Raw genomic sequence first — 16,976 nt, 5'->3', positions numbered from 1 at the left:
TTTATAATGCGTGCTTTTTGGTTTTAGGCTACACACTTTTTGAGTGTCAAATGACGGCTGTGTTAGTTGTGAAGCCTATATGGTCCTTCAAGGTTGATGTTCTCGACATGTTCAACCTGATTTTTAGCACGTTAGACTCATGATGGCTTTTTATTTCTGAGGAAGCTAGCCACAATGTTGTTATGAAAATGATATCGCGCCTAAAGGCTATTCTATTCACAATTTGTTTATTCGCTGGACACAGCTCATCGGCGCAAGCCGAATATACCTGCAATATCGATTTTGCGTATGGTATTGCTGTCAATGACGAGCAACTTCGCGTTATGGATAAGACCCGTACTGTGGTCCAAATTAACGATCGGAATCAGTTGTTTATAGGCGGGCGTTGGCAAACATTGAATGAACAAGAGCGTCAATGGCTCGAAGAATACGCATCGGGACTGCATTACGTAGTACCGAAAATGATTATTTTGGCGACTGAAGGCGTTGATCTTGCCATTGACACGATTGAACATGTGTATTTGGGGCTGGTTGGCAGTGACCACGATAGCTATGAACGTTTAAACGCTGCTATGAAGCGCGTTCAGAACCGCGTAAAAGATAAATTCAGGCACGCCAGTAATCACTATTTCATCGGCCCCGGATCCCTTGAGAGTGTTGATGAGTTTGTTGACAGTGAAATAGAAGCCCAACTTGAAGAGGCGATTTCAACGTCAGTGGGCGGCATACTTTCAGCCATCAGCGGTATTAATACCGGAAGTGGCGAGGTCAATCAGGAAAAGGTGGCCGAAATTACACGTCAACTCAATAATGTGGGCGAAGGGCTAGATGTGGGCGATAAGGCCACAACCTTGCGTAAAAAGGCAGAGTGGTTTTGTGAAAAGCTTAAACGTTTAGACATAGCAGAAGAAAATCTTCGTGCAAGTGTTCCTGCTTTTAAACCTTACAATATCATAACTCTGCATGAAAAAAGTGATAACTAAATATCGATCAAGTTAGCGTTACTTGACCGGTTGTTTGACGGACGTAATTAAAAGCCTGCGAGAGCAGGCTTTTTTGATTTGGGTTGGAATTATACCAATCCGCATAGATAATTGCCCACTCAGAAGGTGCTGGCAAGTTTCCTAGCGAAGCGTGGGAATGCAGGAATGGCTGTTCCCTTTCAAATTCCCAGAATGAAGCTAGGAAGCTTGCCAGACCTTCCCGAAGGGCGAGTTTAAAATGTCCGTACTCTTTGTTGCGTCACCTTGATGTAGAACCATTATACCTGCGGTAACACGCCGCGATTACGAACATTTAACTCTCGCTGAGTGGGTAATTATCTATGCGGACTGGTATTAGATGAGCTTCTTTAAACGAAACACGACAGTAGTGAGTTAAGGTATCGACGTCCTTTCTCGGTAACTTGCCAGTGGGTGTCTGAAATAGACAGTAGCCCCTTGTCGTGAGCATCAGATAGCGAACGCTTAACATCATCCGTTAACTCAGTTCCTGTGAAGTCACTAAAATCACTTATCGGGCAAGGCTCGACTAAACGGAATCGGTTCATAAAGAATTCAAACGGCAGGTCATCGTTACTGACTAACGTTTGAGTATCTAAATACGGGCGGCTTATTTCCATATAGCCCCTTGGATGCTTCACTTTTACGGTGCGATGAATAGTACCGTTAGGGGCATCAGTAATCTTTCCATGAGCTCCACAGCCAATGCCCAAGTAGTCGCCAAAGCGCCAATAATTGAGATTATGACGGCACTGGTGGCCTGCTTTTGCATAGCCTGAAATCTCGTACTGATGATAGCCTGCACGCTCTAATAAGCTATGGCCTTGTTCCTGTATTTCCCACAGAATATCGTCGTCTGGCAGCTCTGGTGGTTTTGAGTAAAAAGGCGTGTTTGGCTCGATAGTAAGCTGGTACCACGACAGGTGATAGGGATCGAGCTCAATACCTTGCTTCAAATCTGCTATGGCATTCTCTACGCTTTGTTCAGGTAGGCCATGCATGAGATCTAAATTAAACGTGGGTAGCCCAGCACTGTGTGCCTGCTTAACCGCATTTTCAGCTTGGCTCCCATTATGAATACGACCCAGTACTTTTAAATGCTTAGGCTGAAAGCTTTGAATGCCCACCGATATTCGGTTTACGCCTGCCTGATAAAAGCCTGCAAACTTACCTGCCTCAACGGTACCTGGGTTGGCTTCCATGGTTATTTCAGCAGTGTCACTAACGTTAACCCGCTGTTTAACGCCGTTTAAGATGTCTGCCATGGCCTCGCTTGAAAACAAACTTGGCGTGCCACCGCCTATAAAGATTGTCTCAACAGGGCGGTCGCCAATACGTTTGGCATCAATGGCTAAATCGTCCAGCAGGTGCGCCACATATTCTTTCTCGGGTAAATCAGATTTGAGCCCGTGAGAGTTAAAATCACAGTACGGACACTTTTGAACACACCAAGGAATGTGGATATAAAGGCTAAGCGGTGGATTACGCAAAAGTCGCTCTCATATTATCAAGCAAAATCGCTAAGGCGTTGCCGCGATGGCTAATGCGGTTCTTTTCGGCTTTGTCTAATTCTGCAGCAGTGCAGCCGTGAGTTGGCACGTGAAATACGGGGTCGTAACCAAAACCGTCGTTACCAGAACGAGCGGTTAAAATTTCACCTTGCCACTTACCTTGGCTAACTAACGGTACTGGGTCGTCGGCATGACGCATAAATACTAAAGTACAGAAGAAATGCGCTTTGCGCTGCGTCTCGCCGTTAAGGGCGGCTAGTAGCTTGTCGATATTGGTATCGTCTGTTGCATCAGCGCCAGCATAGCGGGCTGAATAAATACCGGGCGCACCGCCAAGGGCATCAACCACTAAGCCTGAGTCGTCAGCAATAGCGGGCAGGCCTGTTACTTGTGCCGCATGACGGGCTTTAATAATGGCATTTTCAACGAACGTCGTACCGGTTTCTGGTACATCAGATACACCTAATTCTTTTTGCGCCACAACATCTACACCGTAATCTGCAAACAAGGATGCAAACTCGCGCACTTTGCCCTGGTTACCTGTGGCTAAAACAATTTTTTCTGGGAATTTCAATGTGCCAGACTCCTCGTTTTTTCTTTGCTCCTGAAATAAACTCGAATACATTCATTGGGTTACTTTAGGTTATTCAGGCCGAAGGTTGGGAGTGGTTTGAGCAAACCCTCTGCCGCAGGAATGCGGCAGCGGAGCGCACATGGATGTGTTTACCGCGTGTTTGCGAAAGCCACTCCCAACCTTCGGCCATCGCATCACTCACCCTCTACGTGCTCGAGTTTTACTTTTTCTTCTTAGGCTTAGCTTTTGCCTTGGCTTTGTCTTTGGCCTTCACTTTTTTCTTTTTGGGGCCAATCTTAGGCGTTTTGTTTTTAGGGCGTAGCTCGTCAATAACGCGAGCCTTGAGTGCCTCGCCCATGTAACGTGCAACTTTGGCCACCATGTCAAAATCGTGGGCCTCTACCAACGATATTGCGGTACCTTTAGCGCCAGCACGACCGGTTCTGCCAATGCGGTGTACATACACGTCGGCTTTGCGCGGCATATCAAAGTTAATTACATGGCTTACGTTTGGTACGTCAATACCACGTGCAGCAACGTCAGTGGCAAGTAAGATAGGTACTTCACCACTTTTGAAACGGGCTAGCGCTGCAATGCGTTTGTCTTGTGGCATTTCGCCCTGCAACCAGCATACTGGAATATCTTTCGAGGCTAAGAAGTCTTTTAGCATTTGTAGGCGTTCGCGGGTTTTCACAAACACAACCGCTGACGTCGTCGTTTCTTGCTTCAAAATATTCACTAGCAGAGCTTGCTTGTGGTTCATGTCGTCAGCTAGGTGATACCACTGATGAATTTTGTTTTTCTCTTTGCGCGAAGGGTTCGCTTCAATTACTTCAGGATTGTTAAGAATGTCATGAGCAAAGGTTTTCACGCCTTTGCCTTCTAATGTGGCAGAGAACAGTAGGTTCTGTTTGCGCCAGCGCGCTTCAGCTGCAATTTGGTTAACTACCGTTGAGAAACCCATATCCAACATGCGGTCAGCTTCATCAAGGATCAAGCACTCAATGTCGCGGCAATCTGCGGCTTCTTTTTCGATGTGCTCAAGCAAACGGCCTGGTGTAGCTACAAGAATATCGAGATTCTTGCTTAACGTTTCTTTATCGGTACCGTAGTTAATGCCGCCGGTTATTACGCCGCAGACAATTTGCGTATGTTTAGTAATGGCAACGGCTTGCTCGTGAACCTGTAACGCGAGCTCACGGGTAGGTGTTAATATTAGAATACGTGTTGCACCGGGTTGTCTGCGCGGATAGTCGAGCAAAAACTGACATGCAGATAACAAAAACGCCGCTGTTTTGCCTGTGCCCGTTGGTGCAGATGCTAAGATATCTCGCCCATCCAACGCATGCGGGATAACGAGTTCTTGTATGCTAGTTGGGGTTTCAAACCCCATATCAGCAACTGCATGACACAGTGCTTCGTCTAATTCGAGTTCTTCGAAAGTCATAGTATAAAAAACGCTCTAAATGAATGGGGCATATTGTAGCATTGCTGCATCAAAACATAGAGAAAAACTGGCGTTAAATTAGCACACCGCAGATAAATGGGTGTTATGACGCCAACGGGGCGGTGCTGTTAGCGATTAGACTCCCTTAGTTTGCGTTAAGCGAGTCAATTGCGGCAAGTTTTGCTTGGTTTAACGCGTCTTTTATTTCGGGGCCTTTAACCCCTGTGGCAATGATGTCTTGTACGTTGACCTGATTGGCAGCTGCCAATGCATCTTGGATGCGCTTCTGTTGAGGCGACCACTTTACGCCCTTGTTGTGAGCATAAGGCGCAAAAGCGCTAAGCAATAATGTGAAACGTTCCTCTCTTCGCCATGCATCACAGCCATTGAATAAGGAGAGTAAGTCGGTGGGCGAGTTCTGCGTGTTTAACAGAAAATCCTTAAACTTGCAGGCAAGAATAACAATCTCACTGAGTTGATTCTGCACTTTGAGACGGCCGCATAGGCGTTTCGCTTCCTCCTCACCAAGATGAGAGAGTAGGGCAGTGAATCGTGTTATCAGTCTAGCGGTTTCTGAATCAGTATTTTTAACGAGGTGTTTACTTGCAGCCTTTTCTAGCTCTACCGCCGTTTTTAGCGTGGCCAAAGCAGTATCTAAATTATCTTCAAGCTCAGCAAACCAGTCATTCAGGCCATGGGCTTGGTTTAAGACAGTGAAAAACACATGCGGTGTTTTTTCCAAAAGGCTACGCTTCGTTTCTTGCCATACGCGCTCTGCGCTTAGCGAGCTTAATTCACCGCTTTCGGCCATGGATTGCATAAGCGCCATGGTTTCATTGGCGATAGTAAACCCTAAATAAGCGTAGCGGGTGGCGAAGCGAGCAACGCGAAATACCCGTAAAGGGTCCTCACTAAAGGCTTCAGATACGTGGCGAAGAAGGCGGTTTTCTAAGTCGTTTTTGCCACCATAGGGATCGATAAGATTTCCACGATTGTCTTGCGCTATGGCGTTAACGGTGAGGTCCCTGCGTAACAAATCTTCTTCTAGCGTGACAGAGCTTGAGGCATCGCACACAAAACCTGTGTAACCTTTTCCTGACTTACGCTCTGTGCGTGCAAGTGCGTATTCTTCTTGTGTCTTGGGGTGTAAAAAAACAGGGAAGTCTTTACCTACTTGAGTAAAACCTTGGTTAAGCATTTCTTTTGGTGTTGCGCCCACCACCACATAGTCGCGTTCTACAACTTTTCTGTTTAATAGTGCGTCACGTACTGCGCCACCAACGAGATATACCTGCATGCTATTCCAATAAGTTTTTAGTCAATTTTTTAGTCAATAATGGTAAGGGCGTATTGGCCTCAGATGTATTAAAACGGTCCACACGTCCTAGCTAGTGAACGCGCAGTATACCAATGTTACAAATAAAAATCGTAGCCACATCGTTATACGCTTTCACTTCAAGGTTGCGTCTGGTAGTTTAATCGCTGTCAAAAATCAAAACAGATAGGCGCTTCAGCAACCATGTATTTGAACTACTTTGGGTTAAACGACAATCCTTTTTCGATTGCGCCCAATCCCGACTATTTGTATATGAGTCCAAGACACAAAGAGGCATTAGCCCATTTGACCTTTGGCCTCAGGGAAAGTGGCGGTTTTGTGATGCTCACAGGCGAAGTGGGCACAGGTAAAACAACCGTTTCACGAAAGCTATTGCAGCAACTGCCCGATAATACCCAAGTAGCCATGATCTTGAACCCAACATTGTCTGCGCTTGAACTACTGGCAACGGTTTGTGACGAACTCGGACTGTCGTACACGCCAGAGAAAGCAAGTCTAAAATATTTTACCGATCTTATTCTGTCAAAGCTGGCAGAGAATCATCAGTCTGGTATTAATACGGTTTTGATGGTCGACGAAGCACAGCATTTGATGCCAGAAGTCTTAGAACAGCTTCGCTTGTTAACCAACCTTGAGACGAATAGAGAAAAACTGTTGAAGGTGGTGTTGATTGGTCAGCCTGAATTGCAGCAGTTGTTAAAGCGAAACGAATTACGCCAACTTGCCCAGCGCATAACCGCTCGTTATCACCTGCTGCCCTTAACGGCACCGGAAGTCAGTGCATACATTGCCCATCGCCTGAGCGTGGCTGAAGGCGACATCAGTATTTTCAGTAAGTCTACGTTACGGGCAGTACATCAAATTACTGGTGGCATTCCCAGAGTGATTAATTTGCTGTGCGATCGGGCATTAACCTTATCTTTTACTAAGCAACATGCGGTTGTGCAAAAGCCTATCTTCTTAGCCGCGGCGGAGCAAATTCTGGGGGAAGATGTTGTCAGTCAGCGGGTGCAAAGCCAGCGAAAATGGTATTTGGCATCAGCATTTGTGCTGGCTATTCTTTTGGGCTACGGGTTAGGGAGTTTGTATGTCTAATATCGTTGCCATTGAACATTTAATGCCTGGCATGGTGATTGTTCAAATCACGAAGCAGAATGGGCCGGTAAAAATTAGAAAGTCCGGTTTAGTGACAAGCGATGCTATGGTGCAGGGCCTGTCTGAAATGGGCGTGCAGGAGGTAGAAATAGACCCTGAGCAAACCGTGGAAATCGCACCTGCTGTCACGCACCACAGAACGCAAACCCAAGCGTTACTTCGCGGAGAGCACGACACGACCGCTAAGTTTGATAAGTCGCTCAACGAACAATTCAATCGAAGTTTATTTTTACCCACGGTCGAAGGGCTACCATCGGCATGGATGCTTTATGCAAAACAGTTCGCTGCATATGCTGTTGTTGTCCTAGGCGGTTTGTGTATTGGCTTTTCTGCTGCGACGACTGAGCGTTGGTGGCCATTATTAGCATCAAAGCACGTTACGTTTACTGATAACACGAGTAAAAATACTGATAAGAGCGACACAATTACACCGGCCACTGACCGCGCTGCGGCACAAGAAGGGGAAAGCGAGAAAGCGTTGTCGGGTAATGCAAGTAATGCCGGTGACGCAGACCGTCTAGCCAGTCAGAATACAGGACAAGAAAATAGCGGGAAAGAAGTGGTGGGCGCACAAACGGAAGGCCTGCAAAACAACAAGTCAGCGAGCGCTAATCAACAATATACCGCGAGCGCGGGCTATGGTGCGGTGAACAACCAAACGAGTAATCAGAACACCGAGGCTCAGGCCACAGGCAATGCCTTAAACAGCGGCAACGGTAAAACCGAACAGACGGCTGAACAACAAGTCACGCCTCAGAATTATGAAGGGAGGGTGCTTAATGAAAGCGCTTCTCAATCAGATGTTTCTGTTTCTCCAGAGCTAATGGCTCGCTTTAACGCGGCTGTTGAAGCTTTGGATACCAAAGCGCAGGATAACGCACAACCAAGAGAAAACACCGTAACAGTAAGAGACGATATTCCTCGTGTCGATCAGCTACCAGTCCGCTTATTGACTAGGCTTCCATCGATGAACTTTAGTGCACATATGTATGCGTCTCGCCCCGCTGATAGGTGGGTGAGGGTCAATGGGCGTCAGCTAGGCGAAGGTGATTGGATTGCCGATAGGGTGCAAATTGTAAATATTGAAGCACAGCGTGTGGTGCTTGCGTTCGAAGATGAACTATTTACTATGGCTGCATTAACAGATTGGTAGCTGCAAATAGCTAACAGCTAAACCATATAAGAAAGGCCCTTAATGCAGGGCCTTTTTTTGTGATATTCGTCTGCCTAAAGCGGCATTTGATTGATAAACACATCTTTAAAAAACTTAGGTAAATTCAAATTGAATTCTTCGGGGCGAACACCCGATACAATCTCGTCGTCGTATAAGCTCAAATCAATGCGCTTAACTTCATTGAAGTGTTGAGATGTAACACTGTAAAACGTCATTACATGAGGGCTTACCGGATCTTTAGGATTTATCTTGCTTACAATACCTAGCTTGCCGCTTTTAAGTCTTACCAACGAGCCAACCGGATGTACACCAATACACTGAATGAATTGTTTGACCAATTCTTGATCTAAATTTTCGGTTGCGGTTAAACGTTTAAGCGCTTGGGTTGGGGTAATACTTTCTTTATGAGAACGGTTAGACGTCATTGCGTCGTAGGCATCGACAATAGCGACAATACGGGCGTATTCAGAAATTTCATCGCCGACTAGGCCTCTTGGGTAGCCGCTTCCATCGATGCGCTCATGATGTTCTTCAATGATCCGTAGCGACAAGTCAGAAATGTCACCACATTGTTCAACTAAGTCAGCACCAATTTGCACGTGCGTCTTCATCACTTCCCAGTCGCTTTGTGAGAACTCACCCTTATTATTGCGGATTTCATCAGGAAGCGATGACATGCCAATATCCATTAACAAGGCACCTAAACTCACTTGTTCTGTGGTCTCTCTATCATAGCCAAGAAATTCACAGAATATACCGCTTAGGACACTACAGTTGATGCTGTGTTCAAGAAGATATTGGTCCGTGTTTTTAATCATCGTTAGACAGCTAAGCGCATCTTTGTTGTCAAAAACACTCTCGATGAGGCTATGCGAAAGCGACTCCATCGGAGACAAATCTTTTACTGCGCCATTTTTCAAAGACTTTAAAAAGCTACTTTGTATTGCAAGCGCGTTGTCATAAAGATCGTTAGCTTCATTGATAGCATCGCGCCCCATTGGTTTAGGCGCAGGTTTAGGCACTTCCGTGTTAGCCGTTTCTTCTGGAACGTTTTCTATTTTTTTGTGCTTGGATTTAGAGAGGTCGACCTCTACCTTTAAAATGCCTTTGGCTTTTAAACTGTCGATGATGGCTTGCGTTTTGACAATGCCTTTAGAGCGCATTTTAAGCGAGCCAGTCTGTTCAAGTACTTGATTGACGTACATTCCCGGCTGCAATTCATCAATAGGCACCTGTTCTAGCATTATCTCTCCTGTGAGGCTTATTACTGCCAAAGCTAACAACTACAATCGGTTTAAATAGTACGTTATTTCGATAAAAAAAGTGAGAGCTTTCCATATCTTCAATGTAAATAATAGTGAATGTGAGCTTTTGTTCCACAGTAAATTGATTTAGCAATCAAAATCTAAAGGTTTAAAACCAAAGAGAGCGCTGATGCAGCGCTCTCTCATTATGTTGCTTTATAAAAAACTGAAATTTGCTTCTATAACCATGCAGGTTGTTTGTCTTCAAACGCCTCTATGGCACTCGTCAATTCCAATGTTTGGCCAATGGCATCTAACCCTTTAATCAAGTTATTTTTGTGATGCTCTGCAATATCAAAGCTAAAGCTAGTTTCGTCAAAGCTTACAGTTTGAGCGGGTAAGTCTACGGTTATGTTAACCGTAGGATTAGCTTTTACCGCAGCAAACAGTGCATCCATTTGCGCGCTAGATAACGCCACTGGTACTAACTGGTTGTTAATGCAGTTTCCGTAAAAAATGTCGGCAAAGCTGGTGGCAATAACCGTTTTAAAACCAAAGTCGGCAAGTGCCCACGGCGCGTGTTCACGGCTTGAACCACAACCAAAGTTTTCGCGAGCCAGTAGGATACTTGCGCCTTTATGTTCAGGCTTATTCAGCGCGAACGCTGGGTTTGGCTCTTTCTCTTCTAAATCCAAATAACGCCAGTCGTGAAACAAATGCTTGCCGTAGCCCGCGCGCGTTACACCCGTAAGAAATTGCTTTGGAATGATTTGGTCAGTATCGACATTGGCCTGATCGAGCGGCGCAGCAATGCCTGTGTGTTGTGTAAAACCTTGTTCAGACATACCTTACTCCTGATAATCTCTAACGTCAGCAAAGCGACCAGTAATCGCTGCAGCGGCGGCCATTGCAGGGCTTACTAAGTGAGTACGCGCTCCGCGGCCTTGACGGCCCTCAAAGTTACGGTTACTGGTAGAAGCACATCTATCGCCTGCTACTAGTTTATCGTCATTCATACCTAGGCACATTGAGCAGCCCGGCAAACGCCACTCAAAGCCAGCATCAATAAAGATTTTATCGAGGCCTTCTTCCTCAGCTTGACGTTTGACCGCACCTGAGCCGGGTACGACGATGGCAGTCACAGAATCAGCGACTTTACCTCGTTTGGCAATTTGCGCAGCTGCGCGCATATCTTCAATACGTCCGTTGGTACATGAGCCGATAAATACGTGGTTAACTGCAACGTCGGCAAGTTTTTCGCCTGGTTTCAAGCCCATATAAGCTAATGCTTTTACTGCACTTTCTTTTTCAATTGGATCGCTGAAATCTTCTGGCGCTGGAACTGGCGTATTCACACCGATAACCTGACCTGGGTTTGTGCCCCATGTAACTTGAGGCGCGATATCTGCGGCTTCAAGTTCAACCACAGTGTCAAAGGTGGCACCTTCTTCGGTATAAAGGGTTTTCCAGTATGCGACAGCATCGTCCCAGTTTTGACCTTTAGGCGCGTATTCGCGGCCTTCAAGATAAGCAAACGTTTTCTCATCTGGTGCAACAAGGCCCGCTTTCGCACCGGCTTCGATGCTCATATTACATACGGTCATGCGCTCTTCCATGCTTAAACCGCGGATAGCTTCTCCAGCGTACTCGATAACGTGACCAGTAGCGCCCGCATGGCCAATTTTACCAATGATGGCAAGAATGATGTCTTTCGCGGTAATACCCACAGGAAGCTTGCCATTGACTTTTATTAGCATGCTCTTTGCGCGACTTTGTTTCAACGTTTGCGTTGCCAGTACGTGCTCAACCTGAGACGTACCAATTCCAAACGCTAACGCACCGAATGCACCATGTGTGGCCGTATGTGAATCACCGCACACTACAGTCATGCCAGGTTGAATAAGCCCCAGTTCAGGGCCCATTACATGAACAATGCCTTGCTTTTGGTGACCCACTGGAAACAATTGAATGCCGTGTTCTTCACAGTTTGTTGCCAACGTTTGTAGCTGTAAAGCGTTATCTGGACCACACGCATCAATGGCCAGCGAGCGTGTTGATATGCTGTGATCCATGGTGCCAACAGTGCGGTCAGGACGACGTACTTTACGGCCTTTCTCATTAAGGCCAGCGAACGCCTGCGGCGACGTCACTTCATGAATGAGGTGGCGATCGATATAAATTAAGCTGTCTTCACCGATTTGGTCAATAATGTGGGCCTGCCACACTTTGTCATATAAGGTCTTGGCCATGGGGTCTTTTTACTCCTGCGCCATTAATTGTTTAACGATTTCATCGCCTACTTGGGATGTGCTTGCCGCTTGGCTACGTTTGTCAGATGGAAGCAATTCGCCTGTAAGTACACCTGCTTCTAATGTTGCTACCACGGCTTTTTCAATTGCGTCAGCAGCATCGTTCAAGTTCATACTAAAACGCAGCATCATGGCGGCTGATAAAACCTGTGCGATCGGATTAGCAACGCCTTGGCCAGCGATATCAGGGGCCGAGCCGCCTGCTGGCTCATAAAGACCAAAGCCTTCTTCGTTCATACTTGCCGACGGCAACAAGCCCATAGAGCCCGTCATCATGGCACACTCATCAGATACGATATCGCCGAACAGGTTTGAACACAGCATAACGTCGAACTGTGCCGGGTTTTTCATGATTTGCATGGTGGCATTGTCGATATAGATGTGATCGAGCTCTACATCTGGATAGTCTTTTGCTACTTCTTCTGCAATTTCACGCCATAAACGGCTGGTTACCAAGACGTTGGCTTTGTCGACTGAGGTAACTTTACCGCGACGCTTTTGCGCTGCCTCGAACGCTGCAATAGCAATGCGGCGAATTTCGCGTTTGCTATAGCGCATAGTGTCGTAAGCGAATTCTTCTTCACCTTCACCTTCACGGCCTTTTGGCTGACCAAAATAAATGCCGCTAGTAAGTTCGCGCACTACTAAAACGTCAACGCCGGACTTGGCAATATCTTCTCGAAGGGGAGACAAGCTTTCAAGGCCAGGATAAATGCGAGCTGGGCGTAAGTTGCTGAACAGATCAAAATGGCTGCGAAGTGTCAGCAGTGCGGCGCGCTCGGGGCGCTGCTCTAGTGGCAAGGTGTCCCACTTTGGGCCGCCGATGCTGCCAAATAAAATCGCGTCGGCTTGTTCGCAACCCAACAAGGTTTTTGAGGGCAGGGCTTCACCTTCAGTATCAATGGCGTAGCCACCTACAGGGTATGCAGTGCGGTTTAGGGTGACGTTAAACTTTTTTTCAACAGCATCTAAAACCTTATTGGCTTCCTGCATAACTTCTGGGCCGATACCGTCTCCGGCTAATACGGCAATTGAATACTGGCTCATTTATACTCCTGCAACGCGTTCTTGTTGATTTTTCTGCTGATCAATTTGATCGGCCAAATAAGTGTTGTTTAATACGAAGATCAGTGCTTTAACACCGGCTTCGACAATGTCGGTAGCGAGGCCAATTCCGTGGAAACGGCGGCCTTTGTAGGTTGCGATAACGCTAACTTGCGCCAAGGCGTCGGCACCTTCACCTTTTGAATCTAGCTTGAAGTCCACAACTTCTAAATCTTCGTGACCTAGTATAGACATAATCGCCTTATAAGCTGCATCTACCGGCCCATTTCCGATGCTTGATTGAGTAATTTCTTCAGTACCCACCTTCATTTTAACGGTAGCACTTGGAATAATTTCTCGTCCTGAATTCGCTTGAAGATAAAGTAGCTGGAAATGAGCTTGATCATGCTTCTGTTTGTCGAAGAACAACAAGGCTTCAAGGTCATAGTCGTATACTTGGCCTTTCTTATCCGCTAACTTCAAGAAGGCGTCATACACCGCTTCTAAATCATAATCTTCTGTTTTATAGCCAAGTTCGGTTAGGCGATGCTTTATTACATGACGACCAGAGCGTGATGTTAGATTAAGGTTGTTTTTGTTAATACCCACGCTTTCTGGGGTCATGATTTCATAGGTATTTTGTGCTTTTAATACACCGTCTTGGTGAATACCTGATGAGTGGCTGAATGCATTTGCGCCCACAATCGCTTTGTTGGCCTGCACAGGCATATTGCAAAGCTGACTGACAAGCTTTGATGTGCGTGAAATTTCCGTAGAATTGATGTTTGTTTCGAAACCCAACATGTTCTTGCGGGTTTGTAATATCATGGCAATTTCTTCTAGTGACGCATTACCGGCACGTTCTCCGATACCGTTAATGGTACACTCGACCTGTCTTGCACCTTGCTCAACCGCCGCTAATGAATTTGCTACGGCTAACCCTAAGTCGTTATGACAATGTACGGAGATTGTCGCTTTGTCTATGTTGGGAACACGGTTAAACAATTGTTGGATAATACCGCCGAACTCAGTCGGTGTGGTATAGCCTACGGTATCGGGGATGTTAACGGTCGTCGCACCAGCACTGATTGCTGCTTCTACCATACGGCATAAATAATCTATGTGGGTGCGACCTGCGTCTTCACATGAAAACTCCACGTCATCTGTATATTGTCTTGCGTGTTTTACCGCTTTGACTGCCATCTCAACAATTTCGTCTTGTGACTTGCGAAGTTTGGCGCCCACGTGAATTTCAGACGTTGCAATAAAGGTGTGAATTCTAAACTGCTCTGCAACGCTCAAAGCTTGTCCGCATGCGTCAATGTCTCCAGGTAATGCGCGAGACAGCCCACAAACAGTGGCGTTTTTAACTTCTTTCGCGATCATTTGTACAGAGCGAAAGTCACCCGGCGACGATACAGGAAAGCCCGCTTCGATAATGTCTACGCCTAACCGTTCGAGCGCCAGCGCGATCTGTAATTTCTCTTTGGCACTTAGGCTTGCAGGTAAGGCCTGCTCACCGTCTCGCAATGTGGTATCAAAGATCTTCACTTGATTTGTCATGACGCTCTCTCAGTTGAATAGTTAAAAAAAAACCCGTGCTCGGCACGGGTTTTTGTAAATTTAAATCGCTGGTCGCAATCTACCCGTGCAGTCTGGCTGCCATAAGGAGTAGAGATAGAAGAAAACGAGTACGCATTTGCTATTGTTTCTTTGCTGACCAAGTTGATAGCGACAATGTACCCATGTGGCATGAAGAGGTCAACCATTGATTACAATAATGACTATATTTTTCGTGTATAAATGCTTTCTTTTGATTATTTAGGATGCTCATCCTAACAGTCTTAGTGTGAGGTCAACGTAGTCAGTAATATCACTCATTCAGAAGGGGGCTTAGTTTGAATGTCTGATGTTGATTAGGATGTTTGTACTAAATTTGACTATAAAGACGGAAGGGAGTTTGTGGCTTTTTATGCGTTTTTATTAGCTTTTTATTCTTGTGGCGACATTGTTACCTACTAAGCAGCGTAAAGTTTTTCCAGTTAATTTGAGTAGATAAGCGCATTTCACGAAGGGACAAAGCGCGTGGAGTACGCTTGGATTTATAGCTCCATGCGTGTCCACTGCATGCAGCGGTCATTATCGCCTTTGAAGGACGCAATAGTATTTTGTTTTGAACTGACAGTGCCGCGCTCGCTTCGAAATCATCGCGTAGTGTCGTTGAGTGAATGCATTCCCCCGAGTTGGCAAACCACCCGTTTTTGTTCAGATGAAGCTGGGTGTTGTCTTGATTTACCATATCAATTGAATCAAGCTCAATGTGTGAGCCTTCCATATTTAAAATCAAAACAGGTACAACTAGGCCATACCTAGCGTTTTTCCTATACCACTGTTCTCGCTTTTCTACATCGTCCAAATGATTAATACCGGGGCACTTTGCAGATTGCTTGGCATACCAACTTCCATTATGGGTATCCGTTTTTAGGGGGGATGGATTATTTGAGCTGCTGTTATTTATCATGTATCGAGCAATAGCTTTCACGTGATAGGGAAGCCCGCCCATTCGACGCTTAAGTAATGAAAGGTTCTTGATGTTACTGTGCGCAAGAGAAATAACCTCCCTTTCATACAAGGCGGTGCATATTTCATTGAACAGCGGATGGCTTCCGCCGAGTTCACCTGCTTCACCGAAAAAGCCAGCTTGAGAATGGGAGAGTTTGTCGCCTACAGCCATTGGGGGTGTCGAATACTTATCTGTCGTTCTTTAACCCTAGCAAGATTAATCGTTTGATGCTACTCAGATCGAAAAGTAGACACAAAAAAGCCGCTTCATAAAGCGGCTTTTCATCATTTTAACAGGCGCTAATTATTGACCTTTGATTTCGCTACGGCCTTTGTAAACTGCAGCGTCACCTAGTGCTTCTTCAATACGAAGTAACTGGTTGTACTTAGCAACGCGGTCTGAACGGCATAGTGAACCCGTCTTGATTTGACCGGCCGCTGTACCTACTGCAAGGTCAGCAATAGTGGCATCTTCAGTCTCACCAGAACGGTGAGAGATAACCGCTGTAAAGCCCGCATCTTTCGCCATCTTAATAGCGTTAAGGGTTTCAGTCAGTGAACCGATTTGGTTGAACTTGATAAGGATTGAGTTACCAATGCCGTTATCAATACCGCGCTTAAGAATCTTAGTGTTAGTTACAAACAAGTCGTCACCAACAAGCTGTACTTTGTCACCGATTTTCTTAGTTAGGCTTGCCCAGCCGTCCCAGTCGCTCTCATCTAGGCCGTCTTCAATAGACACAATTGGGTACTGTGAAGAAAGGTCAGCAAGATAGTCGCCAAACGCTTCTGAATCGAAGCTCTTGTCTTCGCCAGAAAGTACGTATTTACCTTCTTTGTAGAATTCAGACGCCGCGCAGTCTAGTGCAAGGGTAATGTCTTCATTCATTTTATAACCCGCGTTTTCAACGGCTTCTACGATAACCGCTAGTGCTTCAGCGTTAGAGCTTAAGTTAGGGGCGAAACCACCTTCGTCGCCAACTGCCGTGTTAAGACCTTTAGCAGAAAGTACTTTCTTAAGTGCGTGGAAGATTTCTGCACCCATACGTAGTGCTTCTTTAAAGCTCTTCGCGCCAACTGGCTGTACCATGAACTCTTGAATGTCTACGTTGTTGTCAGCGTGCTCACCACCGTTGATGATGTTCATCATAGGTACCGGCATTGAGTATTGACCAGACGTGCCGTTTAGGTCTGCAATGTGCTCGTAAAGTGCTACGCCTTTCTCTGCTGCCGCTGCTTTCGCTACTGCAAGTGAAACCGCTAGAATTGCGTTCGCGCCAAGGGTTTCTTTATTTTCTGTGCCATCAAGGTCAATCATGATGCCGTCAACATCAGCTTGCGCTAGTGCGTCTTTGCCAATAAGTGCTGGCGCGATAGTATCGTTAACTGCTGCAACCGCCTTTGTTACGCCTTTACCTAGATAACGAGACTTGTCGCCGTCGCGCAGTTCTAGTGCTTCGCGGCTACCAGTAGAGGCACCAGAGGGTGCTGCAGCACGGCCCATAACGCCAGACTCTAGATATACATCTGCTTCTACTGTTGGATTACCACGAGAATCTAAGATCTCGCGTCCGATAATGCGACTAATTTTCGCCATGTTTTTTCCTCAACAATTGAAT

At 46.1% G+C, this 16,976-nt stretch carries 14 protein-coding genes; 3 read left to right on the top strand and 11 right to left on the bottom strand.

Annotated elements, in window-relative coordinates:
* Nucleotides 1-188 precede the first annotated feature (188 nt).
* On the top strand, nucleotides 189-983 hold the full coding sequence (locus GVO63_RS02660) for a DUF2884 family protein (RefSeq protein ID WP_159494269.1): 795 nt from the start codon (nucleotides 189-191) through the stop codon (nucleotides 981-983).
* A 368-nt stretch (nucleotides 984-1,351) separates the two neighbouring features.
* On the opposite strand, the gene hemW is transcribed toward GVO63_RS02660, so the two are convergent.
* From hemW to GVO63_RS02640, 4 genes are all read right to left on the bottom strand, one after another.
* Entirely contained in the window at nucleotides 1,352-2,491 is a 1,140-nt protein-coding gene (gene hemW / locus GVO63_RS02655; protein WP_159578015.1) for a radical SAM family heme chaperone HemW, read from the bottom strand.
* Nucleotides 2,484-3,086 (bottom strand): XTP/dITP diphosphatase, encoded by a 603-nt coding sequence (locus GVO63_RS02650; protein ID WP_159578014.1) that lies wholly within the window; start codon nucleotides 3,084-3,086, stop codon nucleotides 2,484-2,486. Before GVO63_RS02650 ends, hemW begins: the two co-directional genes overlap by 8 nt.
* A 220-nt stretch (nucleotides 3,087-3,306) precedes the next feature.
* Nucleotides 3,307-4,533 (bottom strand): ATP-dependent RNA helicase SrmB, encoded by a 1,227-nt coding sequence (srmB, locus tag GVO63_RS02645; RefSeq protein ID WP_159494266.1) that lies wholly within the window; start codon nucleotides 4,531-4,533, stop codon nucleotides 3,307-3,309.
* Nucleotides 4,534-4,678: 145 nt separating this feature from the next.
* Complete coding sequence (locus tag GVO63_RS02640; protein WP_159578013.1) at nucleotides 4,679-5,830, bottom strand: CCA tRNA nucleotidyltransferase; 1,152 nt, start codon at nucleotides 5,828-5,830, stop codon at nucleotides 4,679-4,681.
* A 222-nt stretch (nucleotides 5,831-6,052) separates the two neighbouring features.
* On the opposite strand from GVO63_RS02640, the gene GVO63_RS02635 reads away from it, so the two are divergent.
* Nucleotides 6,053-6,964, top strand: a complete 912-nt coding sequence (locus GVO63_RS02635; RefSeq protein WP_159494264.1) for an ExeA family protein — start codon at nucleotides 6,053-6,055, stop codon at nucleotides 6,962-6,964.
* Nucleotides 6,957-8,177 carry a general secretion pathway protein GspB gene (locus GVO63_RS02630; protein WP_159578012.1) on the top strand — a complete coding sequence of 407 codons (1,221 nt, stop codon included), beginning with the start codon at nucleotides 6,957-6,959 and terminating at the stop codon, nucleotides 8,175-8,177. The genes GVO63_RS02635 and GVO63_RS02630 overlap by 8 nt, the downstream gene beginning before the upstream one ends.
* A 74-nt stretch (nucleotides 8,178-8,251) precedes the next feature.
* On the opposite strand, the gene GVO63_RS02625 is transcribed toward GVO63_RS02630, so the two are convergent.
* From GVO63_RS02625 to eno, 7 genes are all read right to left on the bottom strand, one after another.
* Nucleotides 8,252-9,442 carry an HD-GYP domain-containing protein gene (locus GVO63_RS02625; RefSeq protein WP_159494262.1) on the bottom strand — a complete coding sequence of 397 codons (1,191 nt, stop codon included), beginning with the start codon at nucleotides 9,440-9,442 and terminating at the stop codon, nucleotides 8,252-8,254.
* A 239-nt stretch (nucleotides 9,443-9,681) separates the two neighbouring features.
* The gene (leuD, locus tag GVO63_RS02620) at nucleotides 9,682-10,287 is read right to left on the bottom strand and encodes a 3-isopropylmalate dehydratase small subunit (protein ID WP_159578011.1); all 606 of its coding nucleotides are present in this window, start codon (nucleotides 10,285-10,287) and stop codon (nucleotides 9,682-9,684) included.
* A gap of 3 nt (nucleotides 10,288-10,290) precedes the next feature.
* Nucleotides 10,291-11,691: a 3-isopropylmalate dehydratase large subunit gene (gene leuC / locus GVO63_RS02615; RefSeq protein ID WP_159494260.1), complete on the bottom strand. Its 1,401-nt coding sequence runs from the start codon at nucleotides 11,689-11,691 to the stop codon at nucleotides 10,291-10,293.
* Between the two features lie 9 nt (nucleotides 11,692-11,700).
* Nucleotides 11,701-12,798, bottom strand: coding sequence for a 3-isopropylmalate dehydrogenase (gene leuB, locus GVO63_RS02610; protein ID WP_159578010.1), 1,098 nt, complete (start codon nucleotides 12,796-12,798; stop codon nucleotides 11,701-11,703).
* On the bottom strand, nucleotides 12,799-14,358 hold the full coding sequence (leuA, locus tag GVO63_RS02605) for a 2-isopropylmalate synthase (protein ID WP_159494258.1): 1,560 nt from the start codon (nucleotides 14,356-14,358) through the stop codon (nucleotides 12,799-12,801).
* Between the two features lie 448 nt (nucleotides 14,359-14,806).
* On the bottom strand, nucleotides 14,807-15,529 hold the full coding sequence (locus tag GVO63_RS02600) for a hypothetical protein (protein ID WP_159494257.1): 723 nt from the start codon (nucleotides 15,527-15,529) through the stop codon (nucleotides 14,807-14,809).
* Nucleotides 15,530-15,661: 132 nt separating this feature from the next.
* On the bottom strand, nucleotides 15,662-16,954 hold the full coding sequence (eno, locus tag GVO63_RS02595) for a phosphopyruvate hydratase (protein WP_159578009.1): 1,293 nt from the start codon (nucleotides 16,952-16,954) through the stop codon (nucleotides 15,662-15,664).
* Between the last annotated feature and the right edge of the window lie 22 nt (nucleotides 16,955-16,976).

The sequence above is a fragment of the Alteromonas sp. KUL106 genome (assembly GCF_009811415.1).
Lineage (GTDB): Bacteria > Pseudomonadota > Gammaproteobacteria > Enterobacterales > Alteromonadaceae > Alteromonas.
Note: the sequence above shows the minus strand (reverse complement) of the source record. Positions and strands in the feature narration are given on the sequence as shown.

What these genes read in the sequence shown, in the direction of transcription:
- GVO63_RS02660 (WP_159494269.1), top strand. Translation starts at nt 189, where the DNA reads ATGATATCGCGCCTAAAGGCTATTCTATTCACAATTTGTTTATTCGCT.
- srmB (WP_159494266.1), bottom strand. Translation starts at nt 4,533, where the DNA reads ATGACTTTCGAAGAACTCGAATTAGACGAAGCACTGTGTCATGCAGTT.
- GVO63_RS02640 (WP_159578013.1), bottom strand. Translation starts at nt 5,830, where the DNA reads ATGCAGGTATATCTCGTTGGTGGCGCAGTACGTGACGCACTATTAAAC.
- GVO63_RS02635 (WP_159494264.1), top strand. Translation starts at nt 6,053, where the DNA reads ATGTATTTGAACTACTTTGGGTTAAACGACAATCCTTTTTCGATTGCG.
- GVO63_RS02630 (WP_159578012.1), top strand. Translation starts at nt 6,957, where the DNA reads ATGTCTAATATCGTTGCCATTGAACATTTAATGCCTGGCATGGTGATT.
- GVO63_RS02625 (WP_159494262.1), bottom strand. Translation starts at nt 9,442, where the DNA reads ATGCTAGAACAGGTGCCTATTGATGAATTGCAGCCGGGAATGTACGTC.
- leuD (WP_159578011.1), bottom strand. Translation starts at nt 10,287, where the DNA reads ATGTCTGAACAAGGTTTTACACAACACACAGGCATTGCTGCGCCGCTC.
- leuC (WP_159494260.1), bottom strand. Translation starts at nt 11,691, where the DNA reads ATGGCCAAGACCTTATATGACAAAGTGTGGCAGGCCCACATTATTGAC.
- leuB (WP_159578010.1), bottom strand. Translation starts at nt 12,798, where the DNA reads ATGAGCCAGTATTCAATTGCCGTATTAGCCGGAGACGGTATCGGCCCA.
- leuA (WP_159494258.1), bottom strand. Translation starts at nt 14,358, where the DNA reads ATGACAAATCAAGTGAAGATCTTTGATACCACATTGCGAGACGGTGAG.
- GVO63_RS02600 (WP_159494257.1), bottom strand. Translation starts at nt 15,529, where the DNA reads ATGGCTGTAGGCGACAAACTCTCCCATTCTCAAGCTGGCTTTTTCGGT.
- eno (WP_159578009.1), bottom strand. Translation starts at nt 16,954, where the DNA reads ATGGCGAAAATTAGTCGCATTATCGGACGCGAGATCTTAGATTCTCGT.